Origin of the sequence: Micromonospora sp. AMSO31t, assembly GCF_008868175.1 — a bacterium.
In the GTDB taxonomy this organism is placed as follows: Bacteria; Actinomycetota; Actinomycetes; order Mycobacteriales; family Micromonosporaceae; genus Micromonospora.
Genome location: NZ_WBKT01000055.1, coordinates 14,154 through 33,267 on the forward strand (window position 1 = coordinate 14,154; position 19,114 = coordinate 33,267).

Annotated in this window: 18 protein-coding genes and 1 pseudogene; 10 read left to right on the forward strand and 9 right to left on the reverse strand. The window is 75.5% G+C overall.

The window, feature by feature from the left end:
* Positions 1-3: 3 nt before the first annotated feature.
* From F8274_RS14840 to F8274_RS14850, 3 genes are all read left to right on the forward strand, one after another.
* Positions 4-1,167 (forward strand): cytochrome P450, encoded by a 1,164-nt coding sequence (locus F8274_RS14840; protein ID WP_151462963.1) that lies wholly within the window; start codon positions 4-6, stop codon positions 1,165-1,167.
* A gap of 69 nt (positions 1,168-1,236) precedes the next feature.
* Positions 1,237-2,169 carry an ABC transporter ATP-binding protein gene (locus F8274_RS14845; RefSeq protein WP_151462965.1) on the forward strand — a complete coding sequence of 311 codons (933 nt, stop codon included), beginning with the start codon at positions 1,237-1,239 and terminating at the stop codon, positions 2,167-2,169.
* Positions 2,166-2,987: an ABC transporter permease gene (locus F8274_RS14850; protein ID WP_151462967.1), complete on the forward strand. Its 822-nt coding sequence runs from the start codon at positions 2,166-2,168 to the stop codon at positions 2,985-2,987. The genes F8274_RS14845 and F8274_RS14850 overlap by 4 nt, the downstream gene beginning before the upstream one ends.
* 15 nt (positions 2,988-3,002) lie before the next feature.
* Here the strand turns inward: F8274_RS14850 and F8274_RS14855 are convergent, their stop codons facing one another.
* The 4 genes from F8274_RS14855 to F8274_RS14870 are packed head-to-tail and all read right to left on the reverse strand — an operon-like array spanning position 3,003 to position 7,436.
* Positions 3,003-3,680, reverse strand: a complete 678-nt coding sequence (locus F8274_RS14855; protein WP_151462969.1) for a response regulator transcription factor — start codon at positions 3,678-3,680, stop codon at positions 3,003-3,005.
* The gene (locus F8274_RS14860; protein WP_151462971.1) at positions 3,677-5,455 is read right to left on the reverse strand and encodes a histidine kinase; all 1,779 of its coding nucleotides are present in this window, start codon (positions 5,453-5,455) and stop codon (positions 3,677-3,679) included. The genes F8274_RS14855 and F8274_RS14860 overlap by 4 nt, the downstream gene beginning before the upstream one ends.
* A gap of 54 nt (positions 5,456-5,509) precedes the next feature.
* On the reverse strand, positions 5,510-6,244 hold the full coding sequence (bioD, locus tag F8274_RS14865) for a dethiobiotin synthase (protein ID WP_151462973.1): 735 nt from the start codon (positions 6,242-6,244) through the stop codon (positions 5,510-5,512).
* Between the two features lie 55 nt (positions 6,245-6,299).
* Complete coding sequence (locus F8274_RS14870; protein WP_151462975.1) at positions 6,300-7,436, reverse strand: 8-amino-7-oxononanoate synthase; 1,137 nt, start codon at positions 7,434-7,436, stop codon at positions 6,300-6,302.
* A gap of 167 nt (positions 7,437-7,603) precedes the next feature.
* On the opposite strand from F8274_RS14870, the gene bioB reads away from it, so the two are divergent.
* Genes bioB through F8274_RS14885 form a run of 3 tightly spaced genes read left to right on the forward strand, consistent with a single transcriptional unit; the run spans position 7,604 to position 9,400 of the window.
* A complete protein-coding gene (gene bioB, locus F8274_RS14875) occupies positions 7,604-8,599 on the forward strand; it encodes a biotin synthase BioB (RefSeq protein ID WP_151462977.1) in 996 nt (331 codons plus the stop codon).
* Between the two features lie 7 nt (positions 8,600-8,606).
* Entirely contained in the window at positions 8,607-8,891 is a 285-nt protein-coding gene (locus F8274_RS14880) for a hypothetical protein (protein WP_151462979.1), read from the forward strand.
* A gap of 2 nt (positions 8,892-8,893) precedes the next feature.
* Entirely contained in the window at positions 8,894-9,400 is a 507-nt protein-coding gene (locus tag F8274_RS14885; RefSeq protein WP_151462981.1) for a GNAT family N-acetyltransferase, read from the forward strand.
* Positions 9,401-9,427: 27 nt separating this feature from the next.
* Here F8274_RS14885 and F8274_RS14890 read toward each other — a convergent pair whose 3' ends face one another.
* Entirely contained in the window at positions 9,428-9,943 is a 516-nt protein-coding gene (locus tag F8274_RS14890) for a DUF488 family protein (RefSeq protein WP_225853800.1), read from the reverse strand.
* A gap of 86 nt (positions 9,944-10,029) precedes the next feature.
* Positions 10,030-10,422 (reverse strand): hypothetical protein, encoded by a 393-nt coding sequence (locus F8274_RS32625; protein ID WP_370518232.1) that lies wholly within the window; start codon positions 10,420-10,422, stop codon positions 10,030-10,032.
* 360 nt (positions 10,423-10,782) lie between these two features.
* Between F8274_RS32625 and F8274_RS32630 the strand changes: the two genes are divergently transcribed.
* Entirely contained in the window at positions 10,783-11,016 is a 234-nt protein-coding gene (locus tag F8274_RS32630; RefSeq protein WP_370518233.1) for a DUF559 domain-containing protein, read from the forward strand.
* A 54-nt stretch (positions 11,017-11,070) separates the two neighbouring features.
* On the opposite strand, the gene F8274_RS14900 is transcribed toward F8274_RS32630, so the two are convergent.
* A complete protein-coding gene (locus F8274_RS14900) occupies positions 11,071-13,932 on the reverse strand; it encodes a glycoside hydrolase family 9 protein (protein ID WP_151462984.1) in 2,862 nt (953 codons plus the stop codon).
* Positions 13,933-14,279: 347 nt separating this feature from the next.
* Between F8274_RS14900 and F8274_RS14905 the strand changes: the two genes are divergently transcribed.
* The 3 genes from F8274_RS14905 (at position 14,280) to F8274_RS14915 (ending at position 17,498) form a co-directional block, all read left to right on the forward strand.
* Complete coding sequence (locus F8274_RS14905) at positions 14,280-15,047, forward strand: LPXTG cell wall anchor domain-containing protein (RefSeq protein ID WP_151462986.1); 768 nt, start codon at positions 14,280-14,282, stop codon at positions 15,045-15,047.
* 93 nt (positions 15,048-15,140) lie between these two features.
* Positions 15,141-15,665 (forward strand): isochorismatase family protein, encoded by a 525-nt coding sequence (locus F8274_RS14910; protein WP_151462988.1) that lies wholly within the window; start codon positions 15,141-15,143, stop codon positions 15,663-15,665.
* A 267-nt stretch (positions 15,666-15,932) separates the two neighbouring features.
* Positions 15,933-17,498: an aldehyde dehydrogenase family protein gene (locus F8274_RS14915; protein ID WP_151462990.1), complete on the forward strand. Its 1,566-nt coding sequence runs from the start codon at positions 15,933-15,935 to the stop codon at positions 17,496-17,498.
* Between the two features lie 183 nt (positions 17,499-17,681).
* Here F8274_RS14915 and F8274_RS14920 read toward each other — a convergent pair whose 3' ends face one another.
* A complete protein-coding gene (locus F8274_RS14920) occupies positions 17,682-18,767 on the reverse strand; it encodes a GNAT family N-acetyltransferase (protein ID WP_151462991.1) in 1,086 nt (361 codons plus the stop codon).
* Positions 18,768-18,847: 80 nt separating this feature from the next.
* Positions 18,848-19,114 (reverse strand): annotated as a pseudogene (locus F8274_RS14925) (amino acid-binding protein); the annotation flags it as partial.

A 19,114-nucleotide genomic window follows, 5' to 3' on the forward strand; every position in this document is an offset into this window, starting at 1 on the left:
GCCGTGCTGTTCCGGGGCTGGGGCGAGTCCGTCGACGGGCCGTGGCCCGACGCGGCCACCGTGGTCGACCACGTCGGCGTGCCGCACCTCGTGGTGACCCGGCACGCCCTGGTCCGGCGGCTGCTCACCGACCCGGCGACGTTCCGGCCGGACAACGCGCTCGACGCGGTGACCCCGATCCCGGTGGCCGCGCTGCGGGTGCTCGCCGGGCACCGGTTCCGGCTGCCGCCGACGCTCGCGAACAACGCGGCGGCCAGCCATCCGGAGATCCGCGCGATCGTCGCCGACGCCCTGCACCCGGGCCGGGTGGCCGCGCAGCAGCCCTGGCTGACCAACCTGGTGCGGGAGCGGGTCACCCGGCTCGCCGCCACCCTCACCGCGGGCGAGCCCGTCGACCTGTACGCCGAACTCGCCGCCGACCTGCCGCTGCTGGTGCTGGCCCGGCTGGTCGAGCTGCCGGACGCCCCGGTGGGCGCGGTCAAGGACTTCGCGCGGGCCGCCCTGGAGCTGTTCTGGGCGCCGCTCGACTCCGCGCGTCAGCTCGCCCTCGCCGCCGAGGTGGGCCGGTTCCACACCGTGCTGCGCGCGTTCGCCGCCACCGGGGGCGGGCTGGCCGCCCGGCTGCGCGCCGCCGGGCACTCCCCCGACGTGGTGGTCGGCGCGCTCTTCTTCCTGCTGGTCGCCGGCCAGGAGACCACCTCCCAGTTCCTCACCCTGCTGCTGCACCGGCTGGCCGGGGAACCGGCGGTGCGGGCCGGCCTGCGCGCGGGCGAGGTGGCGGTGTCCGACGTGGTCGAGGAGGGGCTGCGGCTGGAACCGCCGATCGTGACCTGGCGGCGGGTGGCCGCCGTGGACACCACCCTGGGCGAGGTGGCCGTGCCGGCGGGCACCAGCATCGTCGCCTGGTTGGCCCGGGCCGGCCGGGACCCGGCCGTGGTGGCCGCGCCCGACGAGTTCCGGCCGGGGCAGCGCGGCTCCCGCCGGCACCTGGCCTTCGGAGCCGGCCCGCACCGGTGCGTCGGGGCGCAGCTGGCCCGGATGGAGGCGGCCGTGGTGGTGGCCGAGGCCGCGCCGCTGCTCGACGGCGTGACGGTGGTCCGGCCGCCGTGGTGCCCGGACAACCTCACCTTCCGGATGCCCGACGCGTTCGTGGTCCGCCGGACCTGACGAAAGTCAGGGTGGAGCGCTGCCGTTCGGTGGCGGCGCGCCACCCACCCCGCTGCCTACCGTCAACGCATGATCACAATTCGTGCGTTGACGAAACGGTTCGGCGCGGCCACCGCGGTCGACGACCTGACCGTCGACATCGGACCGGGGCAGGTGACCGGCTTCCTCGGCCCGAACGGCGCGGGCAAGTCCACCACCATGCGGATGGTGCTCGGGCTGGACCGGCCGACCGCCGGGCAGGCCCTGGTGAACGGCCGGCCGTACCGGCAGTTGCGGTATCCGCTCCACGAGGTCGGCGCGCTGCTCGACGCCACCGGCGTGCACCCGGCCCGCTCCGGGCGGGCGCACCTGCTGGCCATGGCCCGCAGCAACGGCATCCCGGCGCGTCGGGTGGACGAGGTGCTCGACCTGGTCGGCTTGGACGAGCGGGCCGCCGGCAAGCCGGGACGGGCGCTGTCGCTGGGCATGGGCCAGCGGCTCGGCATCGCCGGGGCGCTGCTCGGCGACCCGCCGGTGCTGCTGCTCGACGAGCCGGTGAACGGGCTCGACCCCGACGGGGTGCGGTGGATCCGCCGGTTCACCCGGGGCCTCGCCGACGAGGGACGGACCGTCCTCATCTCCAGCCACCTCATGAGCGAGATGCAGCAGACCGCCGACCGGGTGGTGGTGCTCGGCCGGGGCCGGCTCGTCGCCGACGCGCCGCTCGCCGACCTGATCGCCGCCCGCCCGGCCAGCTCGGTCCGGGTACGCGGACCCGAGCCGGCCGGCCTCGCGACGCTGGGGGCGCGGCTGGCCGCCGACGGGGCGGCGGTCAGCCCGGACGAGGGCGGGCTGACCGTCACCGGCGTCACGGCCGGCCGGGTCGGTGACCTCGCGTACGAGCTGGGGGTGCGGCTGCACGAGCTGACCCCGGTGGCCGCCTCGCTGGAGGAGGCGTTCCTGGAACTGACCGCCGGCAGCGTGGAGTACGCGGCCGGCCCGACCGGAGGCGAGACCCGATGACCGCCGTGCCCACCGTCACCCCGACCCGGCCGGCGTCCCGGCCCGCCCCGACCAGCGGCCCGTTCACCGGGGCGGTGGCCGCCGAGTGGACCAAGCTCTGGTCGGTCCGCTCCACCTGGTGGACGCTGCTGGCCGCCGTGGTGACCATGGCGGCCGCCGCCGGCCAGCTCGCCATCTACGCGGTGAACGCGAACACCGACGACGACCCGACCGTCAACCCCGGGATCGTCGACGTCGGCGAGATCGTCGCGGGCGCGCTCGAACTCACCCAGTACGTCGTGCTGGCCCTCGGCCTCTTCGCGATCACCAGCGAGTACGCCACCGGCACCATCCGGACGACCCTGCGCTGCACCCCGTCCCGGGGGCGGGTGCTGGCGGCCAAGGCGGCCGTCGTCGGCGCCGTGACGTTCCTGACCGGGCTGCTCATCGGCGCGGTCGGCGCGGCGGTCGCCCGGCCGGTGCTCGGTGAGTGGGGCCGGGCCCCGCTCGGCGGGACCGTGGCCGACGTGGTCGCCTCGGCCGCGTACCTCGCGCTCCTGAGCGTGCTGGCGCTCGGGCTGGCGGCGGCGCTGCGCGGCGCGGTGCTCACCCTGACCGTGCTGTTCGCGCTGCTCATGATCGTGCCGCTGTCGCTCCAGGAGCCCGGCATCACCGTGCTCACCCGGATCGCCGACGCGTTCCCCGGGGTGGCCGGCAACCACTTCCTCGCCGGGGACACCGAGCCCTACCCGGCGGCGGTCGGCCTGCTGGTGCTCGCCGGCTGGGCCGTCGCCGCGCTGGCGCTGGGCCGCTGGGCGCTGCGCCGCCGGGACGCGTGAGCGGGGCGGGGCTGGTCAGCCGGCCGGCGGGACCAGCCCCGCCTCGTACGCGAGGATCGCCGCCTGCACCCGGTTGCGCACGTCCAACCGGGTGAAGATGCTGGTCAGGTAGCTCTTCACGGTGCCCTCGACGAGGTGCAGCCGGCGGGCGATCTCGGCGTTGGACAGCCCCGCCCCGACCAGGGCGAGCACTTCCCGCTCCCGGTCGGTGAGCCCGGCCAGCCGGTCCCGCGCGTACGGGCCGCGGGCCAGCCGGCCACCGCTGAGCGCGATGACCCGGCGCGCCACCCGCGGCGACAGGTACGCCCCGCCGTCGGCCACCGCCCGCAGGCCGGCGAGCAGTTCCCGCGGGTCGCCGGACTTGAGCAGGAACCCGCTCGCACCGTGACCGAGCGCCCGGGCGATCAGGTCGTCGTCGCCGAACGTGGTGAGCATGACCGCGGCGGTCTCCGGCACCAGCCGCCGGATCTCCGCCGCCGCGGCCAGCCCGTCCTGCCGGGGCATCCGGATGTCCAGCAGCGCCACCCGCGGCCGGTGCGCCCGCACCAGTTCCACGGCCGCGTGGCCGTCACCCGCCTCGCCGACCACCTCGATGCCCGGGTCGGCGGCCAGGATGGCCCGCACCCCGGCACGCACCATCGCCTCGTCGTCGGCGAGCACCACCCGCAGGGGCCGCCCGTGTTCCTCACTCACCCTGCGATCCGCTCCTTGCTGACCAGCCGGCCGTCGGTGAAGCAGAGCCGCCAGGTCGGCTCCGCGAACGGGAAGTTTCCGTCGGTGTAGAACTCACAGCCGGCGGTGGCGGCCTCGGCCGGCGGGTCGGCCTGCCGGCGGGGCAGCCCGAGGGCGTCCCGCTCCTCGCCGAGGCGCAGCCGCTCGAAGCCGGACCGGTCGAGGACCGCGCCCGCCGTGGCGAGCGGGTAGTAGACCAGCGCGAGCACGAGGGCGAGGCCGGCCGGGGCGCCGAACGCCACGAGCAGGCTGCGCCGGGCCCGCCGCCGGGCCTCCCGCAGCCGCCGCGCCGCGTCACCGGGCCGGTCGCCCGGCGCGCGCCCGGTCCTGCCGTCATCCGGGAAGCCGTCATCCCCGAGGCCGTCATCCGGCTCGTCGGCCGACCCGGGGAAGCCGTCGCGTCGGCCGACCGCCCAGCCGTCCGATCGCCCGTCGCCGGCACCGACCCCGGCCGGCACGGCGAGGACGTCGGATCCGGTCCTCAGGCCGCCCGATCGCCCGTCGCCGGGACCGGCCGCGGCCGGCACCGCCCGGCCGCCGGATCGGTCGGCGTCGGCGGGCGCCAGGGCAGCCCTCAGCGGCAGATGAGCCGTCACCGCGAAGCCTCCGTCCCGAGGACCCGCGTCCAGCACGCCCCCGGCGAGGCGGACCCGCTCGCGCAGGGCCAGCAGCCCCGAACCGTGCGACGCCGGGCCCGGCAGCGGTCCGGCCGGCGCCCGCCCGTTGACGACCGACACCGCCACCGCCCCGCCCGTCCGGTCGACGGTGACGGTCACCGGGGCGCCGGGGGCGTAGCGGGCGGCGTTGGTCAGCGCCTCGCGCACCACCCGGTGCACGGCGTGCGCGACGAGCGGCGGCAGGGCCACGCCGTCCGGGTCGGCGCGCAGCTCGACCGCCAGGCCGGCGTCGCGGGCGCCGTCCACCAGCTCGACCGCCATGCCGGCGTCGCGGGCGCCGTCGACCAGCTCGGCCACCGTCTCGCCGGCCGGCCGCAGCGAGCCGGAGCGCTCCTCCCGGAGCACGCCGATGATGTCGTGCAGCCGCTCGGTGGCGGCGGACACGCTGGCCCGCAGCTCCCCGGCCGCGTCCCGGTGGGCGGGCGGCAGGTCGGCGGCCAGCTCCAGCGCGGCGGCGCGCAGCGCGATGAGGCTCAGGTCGTGCCCCAGCGAGTCGTGCATGTCCTGGGCGATCCGGGCCCGCTCGCGCAGGCGTACCCGCTCCACGGCGTCCCGCCGCTCCCGCTCCTCGGCCTCGGCGTGCCGCTCCCCCGCCTCGGCGAGCGCCCGCTGCTGCCGGCGCAGCCGGCCGAGCAGCCAGGGGAACACCCCGGCGAACAGCAGCACCGAGGCGAGCAGGAACCAGGTCTCCGGGTTGGTGCCGAGCAGCCCGAGGTTGACCGCGGTGCCGGCGACCGCGATGGCGCCGAAGACGGCCGCCACCCGGCCCGCGCGGGCGCTGCGCCGGCCGGCCAGGTAGCTGAACACCGGGATGCCGAAGACGAAGTTGCCGTCGACCAGCGAGCCGAGCACCACGGCCAGCAGCGCCGCGAGGGGCCACCGGCGGCCGAACGCCACCGCGAGGCCGAGCAGCGCCAGCGAGCCGACCAGCAGCGGCACGGCGTGGCGCGGCCACGGCGGGGTGAGCCCGGCGTACGCCACCGGGGCGGCGACCACGGCCCAGAGCAGCAGGTCACCGGCCCGGCGCCGGACGGGCGGCGGGGTTCGCGGCGGTTCCACGGCGGCCAGGCTACCCACGGGCGGCCGGAGGGGGCACTGACGAAAGTCAGGTCCTCAGCTGATCTCCTCGGCCCAGGCGCGCCAGTCGTCGAGCACCCCGTAGAGGGCCGGGGTGAGCCAGCCCGGCGCGGACCGGCGGAACACGCCCGGGTCCATCCCGCCGGCGCCCATCGGCACCGCGCCCAGGAGGTTCGGCACCAGGTCGGACAGGTTCAGCCAGTGCACCAGCTCCGGTTCGCCCGGCCACGCGCCGATCACCACGCCGGCCGGGATGGCCCGGCGTTCCAGCGCCTCCAGGGTCAGCGCCGTGTGGTTGAGCGTGCCCAGCCCGGCGCGGGCCACCACCACGGCCGGGGCGCCCAGCGACACCGCCAGGTCGGCCACCGTCCAGGGCTCGCCCGACGGGCGCAGCCCCATGGGTACGAGCAGCCCGCCGGCCCCCTCGACCAGCACCAGGTCGTGCTTGTCGGCCTCCTCGCGGATGGCGTCGACCGCGGTGTAGAGCTCCAGCGGCTCCAGCTCGGCGACCCGGGCCGCGGCGAGCGGGGCGAGCGGGTCCGGGTAGCTGGCCAGGGTGCGGCCGGTGAGCGGGGCGGCCAGCCGGCTCACCGAGTCGACGTCGCCGGGCTCGCCGGTGGCCGTACCCGTCTGGCCGGGCTTGACGACCGCGACCCGCAGCCCGGCGGCCTGCGCGGCGGCGGCGATCGCCGCGGTCACCACGGTCTTGCCCACCTCGGTGTCCGTGCCGGTCACCAGCACCGGCCCGGTCCAGCCGTTGCCGTTGCTCATGAGCCCTCCTTCGTTCGCGACTGCGGTGCTCGCAAACCCGGCTCACTCCTCGCGCTCACGGCGCACAGTCCACGATCACGTCCAGCGCCCGTGCGAAGTCGGCCCGGTCGACCCCCGCGCTGATGGTCAGCCGGAGCCGGGACCGGCTGTCCGGGGTGGACGGGGGCCGGAAACAGCCCACCGCGACGCCCCGGTCCCGGCAGTCGGCCGCCCAGGCGGTCGCCGCCTCCGGGCCGGGGGCGGTCACCGCAACCACCGCCCCGTCGGGTGCGGACACCTCCAGGCCCGCCCCGCCCAGCCGGCGCACCACGAGGGCGGCCCGCTCGGCCAGCTCGGCGCGCAGGCCGTCGCCGGAGCGGGCCAGCCGCACCGCGGCGCGTACCCCGGCCACCACGGCGGGCGGCGGCGCGGTGTCGAAGATGAAGGTGCGGCCGGTCTCCACCAGGTGCCGGACGAACTCGGCCGGCCCGGCCACCACCCCGCCGGCGCCGCCGAGCGCCTTGGACAGGGTCGCCGTCACCACCACGTCGGGCTCGCCGGCCAGCCCGGCCGCGGCCACCCCGCCGGCCCCGGCCGGCCCGGTGACGCCGAGCGCGTGCGCGTCGTCGACCAGCAGCAGCGCGCGGTGCCGGCGGGCCACGGCGTGCAGCGCCGCGAGGGGGGCGAGGTCGCCGTCGACGGAGAACACCGACTCGGTCACCACCACCGCCGGGCGGCCCGGGGCGGCGGCCAGCGCGGCGGCCACCGCGTCGACGTCGGCGTGCGGGGTGACGACCGTCTCGGCGCCGGAGATCCGGCAGCCGTCGATCAGCGAGGCGTGGTTGTGGGCGTCGGAGACGAGCAGCGTACGCGGCTGCACCAGGCCCCGGACGGCGGCGAGGTTGGCCAGGTAGCCGGACGAGAAAACCAGTGCCCGGTCGACGCCCAGCCAGCCGGCCAGGTCGTCCTCGAGGGCGTGGTGCAGGTCGGTGGAACCGCGCACCAGCCGCGACCCGGTGGCGCCCAGCCCGTACGCCGACAGCGCCCGACCGGCGGCGGCGGTGACCTCCGGGTGGGTGGCCAGGCCGAGGTAGTCGTTGCCGGCCAGATCGACCACGGCGTCGCCGGCGGCGCGCGGGCGCAGCGTGCGGGTGAGCCCCGCCTTGGCCCGCAGCTCGGCGCGGCGGTCCAGGGCCGCCAGCCAGTCCGCCACCGTCACGTTCCTTCCCCAGACCCGTCGCCCACCGGGCGCTTCCGCGGGGCGAAGTTACCACCCGGCCGGAGAGCCCCGACGTGGCGCTGCCCGGCTCGCCGGGCCTGCTCGCGGGGGCCCGACGCGGCCGTTTCCCGGGCTCGGAGCGGCCTTGTAGGGTACGAGCCATGCCAGAGATCCTCGACCAGGCCCGGACCCAGGTGCTGGAGAACGGCGTCGGCCTCGACGAGGCCGGTGTCCTCGCCGTGCTGAACCTGCCCGACGAGCACCTGCCCGCCGCCCTCCAGCTCGCCCACGAGGTGCGGATGCGCTGGTGCGGCCCGGAGGTCGAGGTCGAGGGCATCATCTCGCTGAAGACCGGCGGCTGCCCGGAGGACTGCCACTTCTGCTCGCAGTCCGGCCTGTTCACCTCGCCGGTCCGCTCGGTCTGGCTGGACATCCCCGCGCTGGTCGAGGCGGCGAAGCAGACCGCGGCGACCGGGGCGACCGAGTTCTGCATCGTGGCCGCCGTGCGCGGCCCCGACGCGCGGCTCATGAAGCAGATGCGCGAGGGCGTGGCCGCCATCAAGGCGGAGGTCGACATCCAGGTCGCCGCCTCGCTCGGCATGCTCACCCAGGAGCAGGTCGACGAGCTGGTCGAGATGGGCGTGCACCGCTACAACCACAACCTGGAGACCTGCCGCTCCTACTTCCCGAACGTGGTCACCACGCACTCCTTCGAGGAGCGCTGGGAGACCTTGACGATGGTGCGCGAGTCCGGCATGGAGGTCTGCTGCGGCGGCATCCTGGGCCTGGGCGAGACGGTGGAGCAGCGCGCCGAGTTCGCCGCGCAGCTCGCCGAGCTGGACCCGCACGAGGTGCCGCTGAACTTCCTCAACCCCCGCCCGGGCACCCCGCTCGCGGACCGCCCGGTCGTGGAGGGCAAGGACGCGCTGCGCGCCATCGCCGCGTTCCGGCTGGCCATGCCGCGCACCATCCTCCGCTACGCGGGCGGCCGGGAGCTGACCCTCGGTGACCTGGGCACCCGCGACGGCCTGCTCGGCGGCATCAACGCGGTCATCGTCGGCAACTACCTGACCACGCTCGGCCGGCCGGCGACCGCCGACCTGCAGCTGCTGGACGACCTGAAGATGCCGGTGAAGGCGCTCTCCGCCACCCTGTGAGGACGACGTGACCGAGCTTGTCGAGCCCGCACCGCCGGCCGAACCCGCCGCCGGCCCGCTCCGCCCGCGCGGCGCGGGACAACCGGACGACCGGCGCGAGCCCGCCACGGCGCCGCCCTGGTGCGACCGCTGCGGCGGGTCCGTGGCGGCCGGCCCGCACGAGGCGTGCGCCACGGCCCGGGCGCTGGAGCCGCCGCGCTGGTGCGCGCACTGCCGGCGGCGGATGAAGGTGCAGGTCGTGCCGACCGGCTGGTCGGCGGTCTGCGTCGAGCACGGCGAGATCCGGGGCTGACCGTGCTGCGGGGGCGGGCGGTGACGCTGCGGCCGGCGACCGACGCCGACGTGCCGGCCCTCGCGGCCATCCGCGCCACCCCGGAGGTGCGCCGCTGGTGGCGGGGCGGGGACGACCTCGCCGAGGCGGTCCGCGCCGACCTGGCCGACGACGACGTCACCGTCTACGCGATCGAGCACGACGGCCGGCTGGTCGGCGCCATCCAGTGGTACGCGGAGACCGACCCCGACTACCGCCACGCCAGCCTGGACATCTTCCTCGACCCGGCCGCCCGCGGCACCGGCCTCGGCGGGGACGCCATCCGCGCCCTGGTCCGGCACCTCGTCGACGAGTACGGCCACCACCGGTTCACCATCGACCCGGCGGCGGCGAACACGGCGGCCATCCGGGCGTACGCGAAGGTGGGGTTCCGGCCGGTCGGGATCATGCGCCGCTACGAGCGGGGCGCGGACGGCCGCTGGCACGACGCCCTGCTCATGGACCTCCTGGCCGACGAACTCGCCGACTGAGCGCGGCGTGGTGCGGGCGGCGGTGCGTCAGCCGTTCCAGAGCAGGTGGCCGTCGGGGAGGCGGCGGGCGCCCTCGGCGGGGCGGTGCGGGCTGAGCCGGCCGTCCGGCATGAGGTGCGCGACCGGCACGCCGCGGCCGAGGACCGCCACGTCGGCGATGAGCCGCCGGTGGCAGCGCCACCACACGCTCTCGCTGCACATCACGGCGGTGGTCCGGTGCTCCGCGTCGGCGAGCACCTCGTTCAGCGCCGCGTCGAACTCGGGCGTCCGGGTGTACCCGGCGTAGGCCCGGAAGGCAGCGACGGTCCACCAGGTGTCCGGCTCCGGTTCCCCGGCGCGGACGTGCCGGCGGCCGCCGAGGCGGGGCTCCCACCGGTAGTCGATCCCGCGCTCGGGAAGCCAGCGTTCCAGTTCCTCGCGGCGCACGTCCGGGTTGGTCCGGCTGGCCGGATACCGCCGCACGTCCACGACGAGCGCCACCCCGCCACCGGCCAGCAACTCCCCCAACCGCTCCCGGTCGGCGGCCCCGTGCCCCACCGTCACCAACACTTCCCCAGGTTCCCCCGAATCTTGGCGACTTACCGTTCGACGCGAACGGCAAGTGTCCAAGATCTGTGGACGGGGCGGTGTCACCGCGTCGTCGAGCGGAGACTCGGGCGGGTGGTGAGGGTGCTGCCCGCCGAGAAGGCGGAGCCGTTGGAGTGGCTGGCGTTCGAGCAGGCGGGGGTGCTGACCACCGGCCAGGCGACCCGGCTGTTGACCGAGGGCACCGTGCGCGGTCTGGTCCGCTCGGGGTGCTGGCGGTCGATCTGCCGGGGCATCGTGGTCACCAGCAACGGCCGGCTGACCCGCGACCAGCAGTTGTGGGTCGCGGTCCTCGCCGCCGGGCCGCAGGCCGTGCTGGCCGGGGTGACCGCCGCCGCCGAGGCTGGTGTACGCGGCCTCCCGCCGGAGCCGCTGCACGTGCTGGTGCCGGCCGATCGGCGGGTGAGGTCACTGCCGCGCCGGCTTCCGATCGACATGCCGGGAGTCGTGGTGCACCGCAGCACCGTGCTGCCCGAGGCGCATCTCCAGCTCGCCCGTCCGCCCCGGACCACGACCGCACGGGCGGTGGTCGACGGTGCGGGCTGGGCTCGGAGCAGCCGGGATGCGCGGCTCGTCCTGGCGTCCGCCTGCCAGCAGCGCCGGGTCCTGCCGGAGGAGATCGAGGCCGTCCTGGATGTGCTGCCCCGGGCACGCCGGCGCGCCCTGCTCCGTCGGACGGCGGCGGACATCGCGGGTGGCGCACAGGCACTGTCGGAGCTGGATTCCTGGCGCTGTGCCGGCGGCATCGGCTGCCTCGCCCGGACCTGCAGGAACGCCGGGCGGATCAGGCCGGCCGCGTGCGCTGGCTGGACGCGTACTGGCGGGAGTGGCGGTTGCACGTGGAGGTCGACGGGGCGCACCACATGGACGTGCGCCAGTGGGCCGACGACATGCGCCGACAGAACGACATCTGGACCGTCGGTGACCGGATCCTCCGCTTCCCCGCCTGGCTGGTCCGCGCCCGCCCCGACGAGGTCGCCGAGTCTGTCCGCGGCGCCCTCCGGGCCGCGGGCTGGCGTCCGCCGAACTGAATCTTGGACAGTTGCCGTTCGGAGTGAACGGCAACTGTCCAAGATCTCGGAACGTCAGGAGGCGGTGCAGGGGGCGCCGTTCATCGTGAACGTGGTGGGTTTCGGGTTGGGGCCGGTGTGGGTGCCGTTGAAGCCGAAGCTGGTCGACGCGCCCGGCGCCAGCGTGCCGTTGTAGGAGACGTTCGTCGCGGTCACCGCCGCGCCGCTCTGGGTGAGGTTCGCCGACCAGCCCTGGCCCACCTTCTGCCCGCTGCTCGGGAAGGTGAAGGCGAGCGTCCAGCCGTTGACGGTGCTGGTCCCGGTGTTGGTGAGCGTGATGTTCGCGGTGAACCCGGTGTCCCAGCTGCTACTCGTCCAGGTCACCGCGCAGCCACCCGCGGCCGGCGGGTCCGCGGTGGTGACGGTGAGCGGCGGTGAGGCCGGCGAGACGTTGCCGGCCGCGTCCACCGCGACCACGGTGAAGGTGTACGCGGTGGCGGCGGTCAGGCCGGTGACGGCCAGCGTGGTCCCGGTGGTCGAGCCGACGAGCACGTTCGCGGAGCGGTGGACGCGGTAGCCGGTGACGCCCACGTTGTCGGTGGCCGGGCCCCAGGCGAGGGTGAGCCCGGTCGGGCCGACGGCCGAGGCGGTGGGCGTGCCCGGGGCGGTGGGCGGGGTGCTGTCCGGCGCCGGAGCGGCCGGGGTGGTCACGGTCAGGGCCGGCGAGGCCGCCGACCGGTTGCCGGCGCCGTCGCGGGCGCGCACCGTGAACTGGTACGTCCGCTCGGGCTGCAGCCCGGTCACGGCGAGGCTGTTCGACGGGGCGTCGGTCAGCACGAGCGCGTCGCTGCCGGCCTGCGCACGGGTGACCTCGTAGCCGGCCAGGCCGCTGCCGCCCGCGTCGGTGGAGGCGGGCCAGGTGAGGGTGAGGCCGGTGGCCGTGACGGCCGAGGCGACCGGGGTGCCGGGCACGGTCGGCGCGGTGGTGTCCGGGGTGGCCGGTCCGGGCTCCTCGCCCCAGACCCGCGTCCCGGCGGAGTAGAGCGGCACCTTCCGGTTGGGGCCGGCGGCGGCCTGGTAGGACGGGTCGTTGGTGGGATCCCAGGTGCCGCCCTCCGGCACGCCGACCTTGAACTGCACCTCCATCCGGTGCTGCGACTGCCCGGCCGGCGCGATCGTCCAGCCGGTGCAGTCGACCTCGACGTACCAGATGTCGGCGGAGAACTGCCGGGCCGTGGTGGGTGACGGGCAGCCCTGGGTGTAGCCGGAGGTGACCTGCACCGGGCCGGTGCCGTCGGGGCGGAAGTAGTAGCGGAACTTCGCGGTGGTCAGCGCCCGGGCCGGGAAGGCGGACCTGTTGTAGATGATGGCCTTGAGGCCGGTGGCCCGCGGCTCGGCCTGCATCACCGTGGTCTCCACGGTCAGCTCGTCCAGGTCCGGCTGCTCGGCGGTCGGGAAGCCGGCGAGCGGGCTGCCGCCGTACTCGGCGGTCAGCCGGGCCAGGGCGGAGGTGAAGCCGGCGTTGTAGTCGGTGGCGACCTCGTTCATGACGTAGTCGGAGCGGCTGTCGGTGTACGCGTCGTTGGCCGAGGACGGGCCGCCGACGAGCGCGCCGTAGAGCACGTGCCGGGTCTCGGTGGGCACGGTCTGGCTGTCCCACCAGGAGCCGTGGGCGGTGCGGTGGTGCGGGTTCTTCGGCGAGTTGGCCCCGAAGCCGATCACGTAGCTGGAGTGGCGCGGGTTGTCGCCGAGCGCGTAGTTGACCTGCCGGACGGCGAAGTCGTGGTAGCGGGCCTTGCGCGCGGCGTCACTCGTCCGGTCGCTGTAGACCAGCGCCGCGAAGGCGGTGTTGGCGGCGTAGCGCAGGGCGCCCCAGGAGTCGAGGACGGCCATGCCGCCGGGCGAGTAGGTGACCCGGGAGCCGTTGACGCCGACGGTCCACCAGTCGAGCCAGCGGTTGGCGTCGTCGACGTACTTCTGCTTGCCGGTGAGGTTGGCCAGCAGCACGTACGCGCCGAACTGCTTGTTGTCCCAGGCGACGGTCCACTTGTAGGAGCGGGTGGTGGACTGCGGCTCGGTGCCGAGCCGGTCGTACTCGCTCTCCGCCTTGGCCAGGTAGACGGCGTCGCCGGTGGCGCGGTAGAGCCAGGTCGCGCCCCAGACCAGCTCGTCCTGCCATCCGCTCCAGGACCGGTAGAAGCTGGTCGCGTCGGTGATGCACTCGTGGTAGCTCTTCCGCACCGTGTCGGCGAAGGTGTAGAGCTGCTTCGCGTGGCCGAGCAGCTTGTCGGCGTAGGCGGCGTCGGTCGGGCGGAAGACGATGGACGAGGCGGCCATCGCGGCCGCCGTCTCCCCCGCCAGGTCCGCGCCGCCACAGCTCGCGTCGATCTTGTACGCGGGCCGCGCCATCGGCAGCACCTCGGCCGGTCCCCACCACTTGTGGTCGTCGTCGCCCTTGCCGACCTGTCCGTAGAGGACGTTCGGGGCGGGATGTGCCTTGACGAACCAGTCGTTGACCCAGCGCAGGTTGTTCAGCAGGTGCGGAAGCTGGCCGGAGGCGGCGTAGCCGTCGCGGTACTCGACCGCGCCCCAGGCCAGCATGGTGGCGCTGAACGCCATGGGGAAGCCGAACTTCACGTGGTCCCCGGCGTCGTACCAGCCGCCGGTGAGGTCGAGGCCGACGTCGGCGCCGTCGGTGAGCGCCGAGTCGCCCCGCCAGGAGACCCGGTTCCAGGCCGGCTTCCGCCCGGACTGCTGCGCCTCGTAGAAGAACAGCGACTTCTGCAACGCCTCCGCGTAGTTGAACGCGGGCGCCGCGGCGGCCGGGGGTGGCGGGACGGCGACGGCCGCGGCCAGGCCGGCGGCGAGCGCGGCGCCGGCCGCGAGCAGCCGGCGAAGCCGGGACCGGCCACGGGGTGGCGGGGTCGGACGGGGCATGGCGAGCTCCTGTCGGTGGCGCCGCACGGCAGCCCGGACCGGACGGGACGGCGTCGGTCCGGGCTGCCGCCGACTGTGGTGGGTGACGTCCAGGAGCGCGGGAGCGCTCCCATGGATAGTCGACAATGTAATGTCGGCATCGACGGTTTGTGAAGACGGCGCCGGGCATCGACGACGGCGGAGCGCCGGGAGGCCGTTCGGCGTTACGCCGACACGCCTGGAAAGTGGCCCCGATTTCGGCCTCGACGCGAATGTCTTCGCAGCTCAGGCCACTCGTCCGATCTCGACGAACGCGGATCGACGTGTGATCATGTGGCGGCCCCTCTCCCGATCTCGGAGGATTCCTCATGCCACAGCGTCGGCACGTGGCGCGCGCTGCCCTCACCGCAGCCGCTGCCACGGCCATGCTCGGACTGGTGGCCGCCCCGGCGTGGGCCACCGGCAACCCGCACAACCCCAAGGGTGACAACGGCACCGTCAAGATCGACGGCGCCCCCTTCTCCGACAAGGTCGACAACCAGCCGCACGTCACCTGCGAGTTCGAGCTGGAGTTCTTCAACTTCGACCAGGATCAGAAGGCAAGCATCACCCTCTGGGCGCAGCCGCCGTCCGCCAGCCCCAAGGACGCGGTCGTCTGGTCGAAGAGCAACGTCGTGATCAGCACCGACCCGGCCTCCGGCGCGGCGAACGACCACGACGAGGTCATCAAGCTCTCCGCGAACGACCTCGACCTGACCGGGCTGAAGCTGCACCCGGAGCAGGGCTACCACCTCAAGCTCGACGTGGACCTGACCGACGGCAAGGCGTTCGACGACAAGCACAAGGTGTTCTGGCTGACGCCGTGCGAGTCGTCGGGAAGCCCGACGCCGACCCCGTCCACCCCGGGCGAGGAGACCCCGGCGCCGGGCGGCTCGGAGAACCCGTCGTCGGGCACCCCGGCGCCCGGCACCTCGGCCGGCGGCGGCCAGGGCGGCGGCAGCGGCACCGAGGGCGGCCTGCCGCTCACCGGCGTGGCCGCGACCAGCATCTCGCTCACCGGCCTCGCCCTGATCGGCGGCGGCGTCCTCCTGATGGTGCTGCGGCGCCGCCGGGACCGGATCACCTTCACGAGCTGAGCCGGCTCGAGAACCGGCCGTCGGACCCCGGTCCGGCAGCCGGTTCCGTCGTTCGGGACCGCCGCGACGGCCTCGCGCCGATATGATCTTGAAGTGGACCCTCTCGACCCGACCCGCACCGCCGTCGTCCTGATCGACCTCCAGCGTCGCATCGTGGACCTGCCGACCGCCCCGCACACCGGCCCCGACGTGGTCGCGCGCTGCCTCGCCCTCGCCGGGGCCGCCCGCGCCACCGGGGCAACCGTGGTGGTGGTCCGCGTCGACCGGCCCGGCCCCGATCCGCAGCCGCCGGGCAGCGAACTACTCCCTGAGGTGGCGCCCCGCGAGGGCGACCTGGCGATCGTCAAGCACAGCTGGGGCGCCTTCCACGAGACCGGGCTGGACGGCGCGCTGCGGGCGCGCGGGGTGGACACCCTCGTGATCGGCGGGATCGCCACCAACTTCGGCGTGGAGCAGACCGCCCGGATCGGCGACGAGATCGGCTACCGGGTGGTGCTGCCGCACGACGCGATGTCCGGGCTGGATGCGTACGCCCACGAGTTCGCTGTCGACTATGTCTTCCGCCGGCTCGGCACCGTCTGCACGACCGCGGAGGCGATCGCGGCGCTGGGCGGTTGAACCGGTCGAGGGAAAGATCCGTACTGACGGGTAACCCGGTCGACGCCGCCCGGAGCTGGATCACATAATCGAAGTCCTTCTATGCGCTTCCCGCGTACCCCCAGGTCACGCCGCTGGTGGTCGGGCCGCGACGTGTCGCGGTGCCCGGCCAGGCGTCCTGGCATACGAGCGTACGGTTGCCCGCCCGCTCGGCCGCGCGGGACAGTACGCGACACCAGCGGTGCCATCGACGCCGCCGCTCCCCCGGACAACCCTGAGGAGAACGCGATGGCTCTCAGACTCGCCGACGGCACCTCCTGGCCCGACACCCTCGCCCGCGCGGTGGCCGCCACGCCGGAGGCGTTCGGCACCGCGCCCGACGGCATCGCCACGCTGCACAACCTGGTCGAGGGCGGGTGGCGGGCGGTCGGCGCGCCGACCCCGGTGCGCACCCCGGTCGACAACACCGTGCTCGTCAACCTGGCCCGCCTCGACGCCGAGGCGGCACGATCCGCAGTGGCGCACGCCGCCGCCGCGCACCGCGAGTGGGCGCAGACCCCGCTGGCCGAGCGCAAGGCCCGGGTCGACGACGCCCTGGACGCGCTCACCGCACACCGCGACCTGCTCGCCCTGCTGCTGGTCTGGGAGATCGGCAAGCCGTGGCGGCTGGCCTGCGCCGACGTCGACCGCGCGCTCGACGGCGTCCGCTGGTACGTGCAGGAGATCGACCGGATGCTCGCCGACGGTCGCGAGGCGCTGCCCGGCCCGGTCAGCAACATCGCGTCCTGGAACTACCCGATGAGCGTGCTCGTGCACGCCGAACTGGTGCAGTTGCTCGCCGGCAACGCGGTGATCGCCAAGACCCCGTCCCAGGGTGGGGCGGTCTGCCTCACCGTGGCGCACGCGCTGATGCGCCGCGCCGGGCTGCCCGCCACCCTGCTCTCCGGCAGCGGCGAGGAACTCTCCGAGGTGCTGGTCCGCGCCCCGGAGATCGGCGCGGTGGCGTTCGTCGGCGGCCGCTCCAACGGCGGCAAGGTGGCCGCGGCGCTGCTCGACTCCGACAAGCGGCACTTCATCGAGCAGGAGGGCCTCAATGCCTGGGGCATCTGGAACTTCTCCCAGTGGGACCTGCTCGCCGCGCACCTGAAGAAGGGCTTCGAGTACGGCAAGCAGCGCTGCACCGCGTACCCGCGGTTCGTGGTCCAGCGCGACCTGGTCGACGAGTTCCTCGACATGTACCTGCCGGTCGTGCGGTCGGTCCGGTTCGGACACCCGCTCGCCGTGGGTGACGACTGGTCGGCCGGCGACCCGCTGCCCGAGCTGGACTTCGGTCCGCTGATCAGCGGGGCCAAGGCCGAGGAGCTGCGCCGCAAGGTCGACGAGGCGGTCCGTGGTGGCGCGGTGCCGCTGCACCGGGGCAAGCTCGACGGCGCGCCGTTCCTCGACGGGCAGGACACCTCGGCGTACGTGGCGCCGGCCGTGCTGCTCGCCCCGCCCGGCCGGTCCCGGCTCATGCACGCCGAGCCGTTCGGCCCGGTGGACACCATCGTCGTCGTGGACACCACCGACGAGCTGCTGGCCCAGATGAACGCGTCCAACGGCGCGCTGGTCGCCTCCCTGGCCTGCGACGACGAGGAGCTGGCCGGCAAGCTCGCGGTCGACCTGCAGGCGTTCAAGGTGGGCATCAACAAGCCCCGCTCCCGCGGCGACCGGGAGGAGCCGTTCGGCGGCCGGGGCGCGTCCTGGAAGGGCGCGTTCGTCGGCGGCGATCTGCTGGTGCAGGCGGTCACCGTGGGCGGCGACGGGCGGCTCTACGGCAACTTCCCGGACTACAGCAGCTACCCGGCGACCTGACCGGGGCGGGCCCGGACACGGGCAGGGCCCCCGCACCGGGGGCCCTGCCGTGTCACCGTCCCCCGCACCGGAGGTCGGCCCTGGTGGCGCCGGTGATCCGGCGCCGGTGTGCGGTCGCCCGCCGGCCGGCGTCCCGCACCGCGCCGTTGCGGACCGGGAGGCGTCGCGGCGCGCGACCGTGGGTCAGGACGACCGGCGCCCCCGCGCGGTCGCGCCGGCCCGCCGGGGCGGCACGACCGGCCGGGGGGCCAGCGGCACCGTCACGGTCAGCACGCTGCCGTCCCGCTCCACCGACGTGGGCCGGTCCAGCCCGTGCACGGTGCGCAGCATCGGGGTGTTCTCGGCCTGCACGTGCAGCAGGACGGCCGCGTAGCCGGCCCGGTCGGCGTGCCCGAGCAGGCGCCGCAGCAGGGCCGAGCCGAGGCCCCGGCGCTGCCAGTCGTCCCGCACGAGCAGCGCCGCCTCCGCCTCGTCGCCCTCGCCGAGCAGGTTGGCCATGGCCACCACCGGTGCGGCCGCCCCGCCGGAGCCGGCCGTGGCGACCAGCGTCAGCCCCCGCGCCGGTTCGAGCAGCCGGCGCAGCCGGGCGGGCGCCGGGTGTCCCGCCCCGCTCAGGTAGCGCCGCTGGCGGCTCCGGTGCGAGCACCCGGCGTGCAGCTCCAGCACGCCCGGGAGGTCCTCGGCGGTGGCCGGCCGGACCGGCACCTCGGCCGCGTCGGGCAGCACGAGGGTGACCCGGTCGGCGTCCCGGCGGGCCACCGTGGCGGCCAGCTCGACCAGGGCCTGGGCGCGGGCGTACTCGGCCGGGGTGAAGCTCGGCTCCCGCCGCCGCAGCTCGTACGAGCCGCCGGCCGGGTCGGCCAGCAGCATGGTGGTGTCGTCCACCCCGCCCGGTGCGGCGGCCGGCGCCGGGCGCCAGGTCACCGCGTCCGCGCCGAGCAGGACGCGCAGTGTCTCGCCGGCCGCGTCCGGGTCCCGGACCAGCCGGCCGGCCAGGCCGAGCACCCGGGTGGGCTGGTCGGCCAGGCCGCGCGCCTCGCTGCGCGCGACCCAGCAGTTCCGGCCCCGCCCCCGTTCGACGGCCGCCTGCAGGTCGGCCTCGGTGAGCCGGTCGGGCGCGTCGACCAGGAAGTCGTCGACCGCCCCCAGCTCGGTGGTGTGCACCTGCACGGTGAGGATGTTGACCCCACGCAACGCGAGGCTCGCCGTGAGCACCGACAGGTAGCCCGGCCGGTCGTCCACGGTGGCACGGATCCGCCACAGCGCCATGGTTCGCTCCCTTCCTCACCACCGACCCTGCCGGCCGCCTGTTGCGCCCCCGTTGCCCTGGGGTGAAACGGTGGGACCGGTCAGGTGATGGTCGTCACGGGCGGGGCGCCGACCAGGTCGAGCCGGTCGCCGAGGATCACCGCGCCGGCCCGGACCAGCTGGGCGAGCCGGTCCACCTCGGTCGAGTGGAACGCGGCCGCGGCGAGCGGTTCGCTGCGGTCGCGCGCCACCACCAGCACCAGGCCGGCCCGGCCGAAGGGCGCGACGGCGTAGTGGTGCCCGTCCGGGGTGGTCATGGCGCGGGCGCGGAGCGGGGTCACCTCCGGCAGCCGGGGCGGGACGGGCAC